This is a genomic window from Deltaproteobacteria bacterium CG11_big_fil_rev_8_21_14_0_20_42_23, assembly GCA_002796345.1.
Lineage (GTDB): Bacteria > UBA10199 > UBA10199 > 2-02-FULL-44-16 > 2-02-FULL-44-16 > 1-14-0-20-42-23.
This window is the reverse complement of the sequence record PCXC01000042.1, coordinates 26507-34029: the sequence shown is the minus strand read 5'-3', so window position 1 is coordinate 34029 and position 7523 is coordinate 26507. Positions and strand designations below refer to the sequence as shown.

Annotated in this window: 8 protein-coding genes; 4 read left to right on the top strand and 4 right to left on the bottom strand. The window is 42.8% G+C overall.

From position 1 onward, the window contains the following. A partial coding sequence (locus COV43_05840) for a hypothetical protein (protein ID PIR25392.1) occupies positions 1 to 361 on the bottom strand: 361 nt, incomplete at its 3' end. Positions 362 to 427: 66 nt separating this feature from the next. On the opposite strand from COV43_05840, the gene COV43_05835 reads away from it, so the two are divergent. After that, on the top strand, positions 428 to 1474 hold the full coding sequence (locus tag COV43_05835) for a hypothetical protein (GenBank protein PIR25391.1): 1047 nt from the start codon (positions 428 to 430) through the stop codon (positions 1472 to 1474). 2 nt (positions 1475 to 1476) lie between these two features. On the opposite strand, the gene COV43_05830 is transcribed toward COV43_05835, so the two are convergent. The 3 genes from COV43_05830 to COV43_05820 all read right to left on the bottom strand — a co-directional run bounded on the left by COV43_05830 (position 1477) and on the right by COV43_05820 (position 4942). Continuing rightward, on the bottom strand, positions 1477 to 2487 hold the full coding sequence (locus tag COV43_05830) for a hypothetical protein (protein PIR25390.1): 1011 nt from the start codon (positions 2485 to 2487) through the stop codon (positions 1477 to 1479). 1 nt (position 2488) lies between these two features. Further along, positions 2489 to 3400 (bottom strand): hypothetical protein, encoded by a 912-nt coding sequence (locus COV43_05825; protein PIR25389.1) that lies wholly within the window; start codon positions 3398 to 3400, stop codon positions 2489 to 2491. Between the two features lie 81 nt (positions 3401 to 3481). Continuing rightward, positions 3482 to 4942 (bottom strand): hypothetical protein, encoded by a 1461-nt coding sequence (locus COV43_05820; protein ID PIR25388.1) that lies wholly within the window; start codon positions 4940 to 4942, stop codon positions 3482 to 3484. A 339-nt stretch (positions 4943 to 5281) separates the two neighbouring features. On the opposite strand from COV43_05820, the gene COV43_05815 reads away from it, so the two are divergent. The 3 genes from COV43_05815 to COV43_05805 all read left to right on the top strand — a co-directional run bounded on the left by COV43_05815 (position 5282) and on the right by COV43_05805 (position 7519). Beyond that, on the top strand, positions 5282 to 6205 hold the full coding sequence (locus COV43_05815) for a hypothetical protein (GenBank protein ID PIR25387.1): 924 nt from the start codon (positions 5282 to 5284) through the stop codon (positions 6203 to 6205). A gap of 13 nt (positions 6206 to 6218) precedes the next feature. Next, positions 6219 to 7031 (top strand): prepilin peptidase, encoded by an 813-nt coding sequence (locus COV43_05810; protein PIR25386.1) that lies wholly within the window; start codon positions 6219 to 6221, stop codon positions 7029 to 7031. A gap of 236 nt (positions 7032 to 7267) precedes the next feature. After that, the gene (locus COV43_05805; protein PIR25385.1) at positions 7268 to 7519 is read left to right on the top strand and encodes a transcriptional regulator; all 252 of its coding nucleotides are present in this window, start codon (positions 7268 to 7270) and stop codon (positions 7517 to 7519) included. Positions 7520 to 7523 lie beyond the last annotated feature (4 nt).

Genomic DNA, 7523 nt, shown 5'->3' with positions numbered 1-7523 from the left:
GCACTGCTGCATTCACATAAGCGCGAACAACAGATGCTGTTCCTTCTGGGCGAAGACATAACTCATTTCCACTGCGATCGGTGAATTCGTACATTTCTTTCATCACCACTTCGCTGCCTTCACCAACGCCGCGCTTAAACAGTTTTGCTGGTTCCACAATGGGCGTGCGAATTTCGCCGTAAGCATAGCTGGCAAAAAGCCGTCTCGCGGTCTCTTCTAGTTGCGCCCAGTAAAGACACTCTTCCGGGAACATGTCATTCATGCCACGAATACCTGCTATTTTTTCATGTTTTGCCATCGTCTGTAATCCATGTTGAAAGTGATCTGTCGCGCCAAAGCGTAATTCCCCTAGTGCAGCCATGGGCAGAATGCAAGCGCTTCTAAAGTGTTCGACATCTTCACACAAGTGCTTTATAGCTAGGCTCTCGTGAAACGAATTTTCCTTCTCACCCTTCTCTTTTTTTCCCTTCCGGCGTGCGGTTACCTCACCTACAATCCCTTCGATCTTTTTGATCGCGGTTCAAGCTCGCCTAGCCGCGTGAGCGATCCCACTTTAAAGCTTTCGCTTGCCCTTGGCGGAGTAGCGCCCGGGCGGGAAGAACTTTTACTCATCGATGCAAGCGGAAACGAGTTAAGTTTTGCCGATGAGATAGAAGTGAGCTGCACCGCAAATCCTGATATAATCACCATTGCAGCCAGAGACAATTTTTCCAGCATAGCTAAAGGCGCTGGTGCAAAGTTAACTCCAACAGCAGAAGGCGTTGCTGAAATTCGTTGCACAGAAAATGGCACTGAGCTTGATTCAGTTTATGAAGTCACTATTCCACCGCAACGACTCATTCAAATTTTAGTGGCAGAAGCTGCAACTCAAATTGCAGATGAAGCTGAAACGGAATCTGGTTTTGTAACGCTTGCCAGCCAAAGCACAACAGCACAAGCTTTGGCGAGTGTGGTTAAAAACAGAATTGATTTAATTTTAGAAGATGGAAACGCAGGTTTATTTGGTGCAGATCAAGTTGACTTTGAAGCCAACGCACCAGTCTCGTATTATAATGCTGTGATTGAAGCGCCAAATCAGTTTTCTCCCGTCAACACTGATGACAGTTCGCATGCGGTGTACACAAATGCGCAAGACCGAAATTTTCTTTCAAGCAGTTTTCACACGGCTTACGATCAAGCTGTGTTAACAGCTGCGCAAATATTTAATGGAGATTTAAGTGACAGCACCGGAAATGCGTTTGGATTTCGTTCACCAAATGCTTTTCAATGGGGTTTGGTTTCAAGTGCACTTGAAAATGAAGCCGAAAACCTTCCAGACGGCATCGGCTTTACTGACGCCACTTTCCCAACTCTCTCCCCTTTGCAAATTTTGATTCTTCCAGAAATTTGGACCTACTCTGACGGCAGAGCCAGCTTCATCTTCGCCCGCTCACTTCCCAACGATACCAACATTCGTGTGAGTGATGTGTTGTAATTTTAGTGGATGGCTACTGAAACAGTTCCAGCTTCTAATGCTGCTTCTAAATCTGCAGCTTCCTTCATATCTGTTAAAACTCGATGAATGTCTGAAAGCTTTCCCCATAAGGTTTGCACTTGTGGCAAGACATACAGCATCGCAGACAGATCTGTTGATGTTTTAGCATTCTCTCTCCATCTTTTCGCGTCTAGCCATGACACACCAGCATATGCAGCAAGACTCATAGAAAACTGCAATTGCAAAGCTTGCATAAAATCAGTCTGTGTATATCCAAAAGCAAACGAAAGGAAGGTAAGAGCCGAAAAAGCAAAAGCATGACGAGCCGGGCGAGCAGTCTTCAAACGATCCGCCTGGTAATCGCCGTGATATAGTTTCATTCCTTTTTCAACGGGATTTTCTGCAAGCCATGCTTTCACTTTTCCTGGCCTGGGAACACTTCCTCGGAATCTGTTCAAATCAAAACTGCCATAACCTTCCAGGTCAATTCTTCTGTGAAGTTCTCGTAGATACACGGGAAGCTCAGACTGCAAGCCACTTACAAAGCGGAGGGCTGTTTCAACAGAAAGCAAATCATAGGTAACCAAATCAACAAGAGGTATGACCTCACCATCAAAAGGCACTTCGCGATTTTGTCTTTTTAGAACAGCAGGAATTGTAAGCATCAACTCTGCGCCAGCTCTCACAATCATACTTGAGGCTTCACCATGTTCTCTTGGATCTTGGAAAACACGGCTTTCCAAAGCGCCTTCAACAGCAGATGCCACGCCATCCAAAAGTTCTGTCTGCACTTCTTGGATATCTCTTGCTTGAAAAGAAGAAAGATGAGGAGGGAAATGAAAACGATTGGATCTTCCAAGTAAAGCACACAAAGAACGAAAAGACGTTTCGATTGCCAAAGGAGTTTTTGCCTTAGCAAGGTGGAGCGCATACATCATCGTGGGGCCAAGCGGGCGCGGAAGCACAAGCGGATGATGAGCAGCTGGCGCAGTTGGGATGCCACCTATTCCCACTTCACACTTCTCCTGCTGCATTTCTGCTGAGCTCTTGTTCAAAAACTTTCAAAGTGTCACCCATCCTTTGCACGTGCTTCAAGGCTTCACTTCTCCTGCGTTCACTTACTGTTACAGGAGCTCGCATCTCATTCATCACGTCAAGCAGAGCACCACCGCCAACCCCCATACAAGCATCGATCAATAAAATTGATATTTTTTCTTGGAGTGATTGATTGCCAAAAAATAGAGGATAGGAAGCGAAAAGAGAAAGAGCAACTCCCAAAATACCAGCCTGAAGACAGCGATGGACATTAAGCAAATTAATTGCATCACTGTCATTTTCATGAAGTTCTGCAATTCGATTTGGATGAGCGTTTCCCCATCGAAATTTCCAGTGAGTTTCAAGTCCAATGCGACGCCGCAATGCTTTTTCATAAGATGCTCGCGCAGGCTCTAAAGCGCGCGTAAAAGCCAACGCGCGCTCTTTTGAAAGTAAGCCAGCATTCGCAAGCTGAATCAAAGGAATCACTTCACCTTCGAAAGGAAGGTTTCCATTTTCACCTGTAAGTATTGCTGGAGGTGAAACCAACAGCTCTGCACCTGCAAGAAGCATGAAGTCGCTTGGAGTTCTCACTTGAGCTTGCTTTACCACTAAGCGCTCTAAACTTCTGTCGAAGGCTGTTTGAAGGGGCTTAAGTGCATAGGCACCAACAACATCTCGCACATTTTGAATTGAACCTTGGTTTGGAAACACATAACCACGAAAGGCAGAATGATTGTCACCGAAGCTCGCTCTTAAGGAACTCCAAGCTTGAAATGCTGTATCTGTGTCCTCCGTCGTTGCAAGCGTTAAGCCTTGCACCATCTGCACACCAAGTGGAGCTTGAACGGGAGCTACTAACCTTGAAACACCTGTACGATCTAAAAACATACGCCCTCTCCTTTGTGAATTTTTGTAAGTATTCACACCATCCGGAAAGTCAATAAAAAAGCATGTTTGCGGGAGGTCGCACTAAGACTCAAGCAGGTTTTCGATTTCTTCTAGCTTTTTGCGAAGTTCTTCGGTGTCGTTTTTTTGCAGCAATTCTTGCACATCCGCCTTCGACTGCTGAAGTTCATTTTTGGCTTCGTCTTTTAACCCCATGCGTTTGTAGGCTTTGGCAAGCTTGAGACTGGCATCTATAGTAGAGAGCACTTTTTTCTGCGACGGTAAAAAATCTGTCGAAGGAGAAAGGACAATATCTGGCGAAGTGATTTCTTTCTCTTTACTCTGCGGCGTTTTTGTTTCTTTCTTTTCCACATTGACATTTTTTTTCTGCTTTATTTTTTCATTCTTTTTTTCCAAAGGCTTAGCATCTGCTTTTTTTCCAAGTTTACTTTGAATTTGCTTGATACGTTCCAAACGTTGTCGGTTAAATTCTTCTTCCTCTTCACGTTTTGCTTCATCCGCTAAATTTTGTTTTGCTTCCGCTTTTTTCCGCTCTTCTTCTTCTTTTTGTTTCACTTGCTCATCAATTTGCGCGCGACGTTCTTGCACTCTGGAAAGCACAATGTCGAAAGTGCCTTCTTCAAACTCTTCGGTATGTTTGCGAATATTTTCTTCTTCTTCTGGCAAAAACACCAACACTTCAGCATAGGCATTTAAAGCGGCGTCAATATCATGTTGATCTAAATATAAGTCGGCCAGCGCATAGTAAGTATTTCTGGCTGTTTCCAGCTGATTCAAAGAAGCATAAATTTCAGCTTGAATAGAAAGCAGATCAACATCGTAAGGAGTGATGTCACTTTTTTCTTCCAACCACTTAAGCGCTTTTTTAAATTCTTTCTGCTCGTGATAAATGGCAACTAAGTCACGAAACATCTTAACGCGATCCGGACGATGATGCAGAATTTTTTCGTAATATTCAGCACGCTTTGTTTCTGTGCCTTCTTGTTTTTCCAGCAACGCAACCATAGCTTCATATTGATCGATGGAAAGATCGGTTTCAGCGTTGCGTTGATACAGTTCAGCAAGCAAAAGTCTGGAAGGAATGTGATCGGGAAGAAGCTGTACAATTTTTTCACGTTCTTTGATGAGGTCTTTCGTTTGCCCTCTTCTTTCATAAGCGCTGGCAATAATTTGATGCTGTTTTACGGCATCTGTATTCAAGTCCATTTTTTCGTAAAGGGATGCAAGCTCAAGATTGATTTCCATCAAAGAGGGATTGAGCCTCAACACATTTTTGTAAACGGTTACAGCTTTGAGGTAGAATTTTTGTTTGGCGTAGGTTTTTGCCACTTCGCAGTAACTCTTGATGGCTTGGTTCAATTGTTTGTTTTTGCTGTAGAGCTCGGCAAGTTTCAAGTGTACGCGGGTGTCATCGGCATCGATGGCGAGAATTTTTTCGTATTCTCGAATAGCACGATCAATTTTTCCCTCTTCTAAAAAAAGAGCCGCTTGCTCGAGAATACTTTCCTTGTTGAGAATGTTCATACTTTTTTAAGGAGCTAAGGTTAAAGTCTTTTCCTACGCTAAATTGCGGAGCTCATACATTCAGGATTTTTTCAAAAGTGCAAGAATTTAGTTTTTCTGTTTTTGTCATTTCCACGACTCTCTGTCATTGCGAACGCAGTGAAGCAATCTCCTCGATCAATTTTATTTTTTGTCATCCTGAGTGTAACGCCCGCCTGCCGGACGGGCAGGAAGGATCTCCTCGGACAATTTAAGTATTTGACTATAGCAAAATCAGAATTGTCAGAGGAGATTGCCACATACGCTACGCTTCTTCGCAATGACAGCAAATTGTTTGACTCCTTATAAGTTCATTCGAGAATGATAAAAATTGAAATTCGCTTGCCTTCGCAAAAAACTTTCATTAGCTTCGCGCAATCTATGCATCCCGAACTCATGAATAATTCGCTCTTTCTTCGCTATTATCAGCAATGGCAAAACAATCCGCAGTCAATTGTCTTTGCTTCTATCGCAGATTTTCTTTTGCGCTACGGGCAAGTTGATGAAGCTTACGATATTTGCAAAGAAGGCTTAGAGCGCCATCCCTACTTGGTTACCGGCCGCATTGTGATGGCGAAAATTTTTATTCAGCAAAGCAAATGGCAAAAAGCTCTCGACACTTTAGAATTTATTTTGGAACGCCATCCTCACAATAGAGAAGCTCTTGAACTTGCCACAAAAGTTGAAGAAAAACTGAATGTCGAAAGCCACATCGCAAAACAAATTCGCCTCGAAAAAGAAGAGCGCAAACGTGAAGAGTTGAAAAAACTCAGCAGTAAAAGAAAAGAACCCCCTCAAGAAATTTCTCCAGAAGTACAACTCAAATACGATGCCATCATTGCAAGGCTTGAACGGGAAGTTGAAGTACAGCAAGAGTCTCAGGCGCAAGATGAAAACATTTCTTCCGATTGCGAACCTGCGCTAGAAACAAAATCTGAAACAGAAACGATCGCTCCTTCCACTTCGGAAAAGAAAAGCACTCATTCTGTTCCAGAAATTACCCCGCCAACACAAAATCTAAAAACTGCACAAGAAGAAAAAAGGGTTCAAGAGAAATCAACATCAGACAACCATAAAGAACTTGAAGTTCAAACCGAAATTCCAGCTGCGTGGCGCACCCTCACCATGGCCAACATTTTTAAATCTCAAGGTCACACCGAGCGTGCAAAAAAAATCTACCAGCTGTTGTTGCACAAAAATCCTGAAAACACTGCAGCGCAAGCAGCGCTTGCTGAATTAGAATAAGTTAGGTTATTTCATGCAGGCACTTTCTTCACTTCCAACGTGGTATCTTTATTTTCTCGTTGCCATTTTTGGCGCCATTTTTGGGAGCTTTCTTAACGTGTGCATTGTTCGCATTCCCAAAGGTGAATCCATTGTTACACCGCGCTCAAAATGTTTTCACACTGGAAAACCACTTGCGTGGTGGGAAAACATTCCGCTTGTCAGCTATCTTTTACTCCGCGGAAAATCGCGCCACAACGGCATGCGCATTCCCCTTCGCTATCCACTGGTTGAACTCATCAGCTTACTTTTGGCATTGCTTACCTGGCATCTCGCAGCAAGTCCGCTTCACTTTTTGCTCTACTTTTGTTTTTTTGTGGCGCCACTTATTGCAATTACTTTTATCGACCTTGAACATTTTATTATTCCCGATGTGTTTTCGCTACCGGGAATTGCTGCAGGCATCATCATCACCCAAATTCTGAGCGCGCCAGGAACACATTTCGCGCAACTTATTTCCTCTGGCTTGGGCATTCTCATTGGTGCTGGGTTTCTTTTTCTTATCGCGTTCCTCTACGAAAAAATAAAAAAACAAGAAGGCCTCGGCGGTGGAGACATAAAACTTGCGGCAATGTTTGGAGCATTTTTTGGATGGAAAGGAGTTTTGTTTATTCTTCTTTTCAGTTCCATCATCGGAAGTATTGTTGGAATTTTCATCATGATCGTTCAACGCAAAAACATGAAGCTCGCTTTACCCTTTGGGCCATTTCTTTCGGCAGCAGCGCTCTTCTATCTCTATTTTGGAAGAGAAATTCTCCACTGGTATTTAGGCTTTTACGTAAAATAAGCCTTCAACCTCCTTCTTTCCGGCCTTATGCGCCATAAAACCAAATCAAGCAAAAAATAAGCCTCTTTCAACTTTATTATCATGCATAATTATATATATTTAATATATAATTTAAATATAAAATACATGTTAAATATAAAAAATTAAGAAAACTCTTGACCCATCTTAAGGATATAAGTGTATAATGAGGGCATATACCTTGACTTTAACCTTAAAAGTAGAGAAGAGAAGCGACCATGAATCATCACGAAGCACAACCAGTAGCGCCTCAGAAGCAAAAAAAGGGCCGTATTCAAAATAACTTACGAAAATTTCGTGAGCAACTTTTGATGAGCAAAGCGGAACTTGCACGCAAAGCAGGAATTTCTCCTCTCACTGTTGATCGTGTGGAAAAAGGATATTCATGTCGCATGGATACAAAACGAAAAATGCTTTTAGCACTTGGCCTCAAAGTTTCTGAAAAAGATCAAATTTTTCCTGATGAATAGAATT

What these genes read in the sequence shown, in the direction of transcription:
- COV43_05820 (PIR25388.1), bottom strand. Translation starts at nt 4,942, where the DNA reads ATGAACATTCTCAACAAGGAAAGTATTCTCGAGCAAGCGGCTCTTTTT.
- COV43_05815 (PIR25387.1), top strand. Translation starts at nt 5,282, where the DNA reads ATGATAAAAATTGAAATTCGCTTGCCTTCGCAAAAAACTTTCATTAGC.
- COV43_05825 (PIR25389.1), bottom strand. Translation starts at nt 3,400, where the DNA reads ATGTTTTTAGATCGTACAGGTGTTTCAAGGTTAGTAGCTCCCGTTCAA.
- COV43_05810 (PIR25386.1), top strand. Translation starts at nt 6,219, where the DNA reads ATGCAGGCACTTTCTTCACTTCCAACGTGGTATCTTTATTTTCTCGTT.
- COV43_05805 (PIR25385.1), top strand. Translation starts at nt 7,268, where the DNA reads ATGAATCATCACGAAGCACAACCAGTAGCGCCTCAGAAGCAAAAAAAG.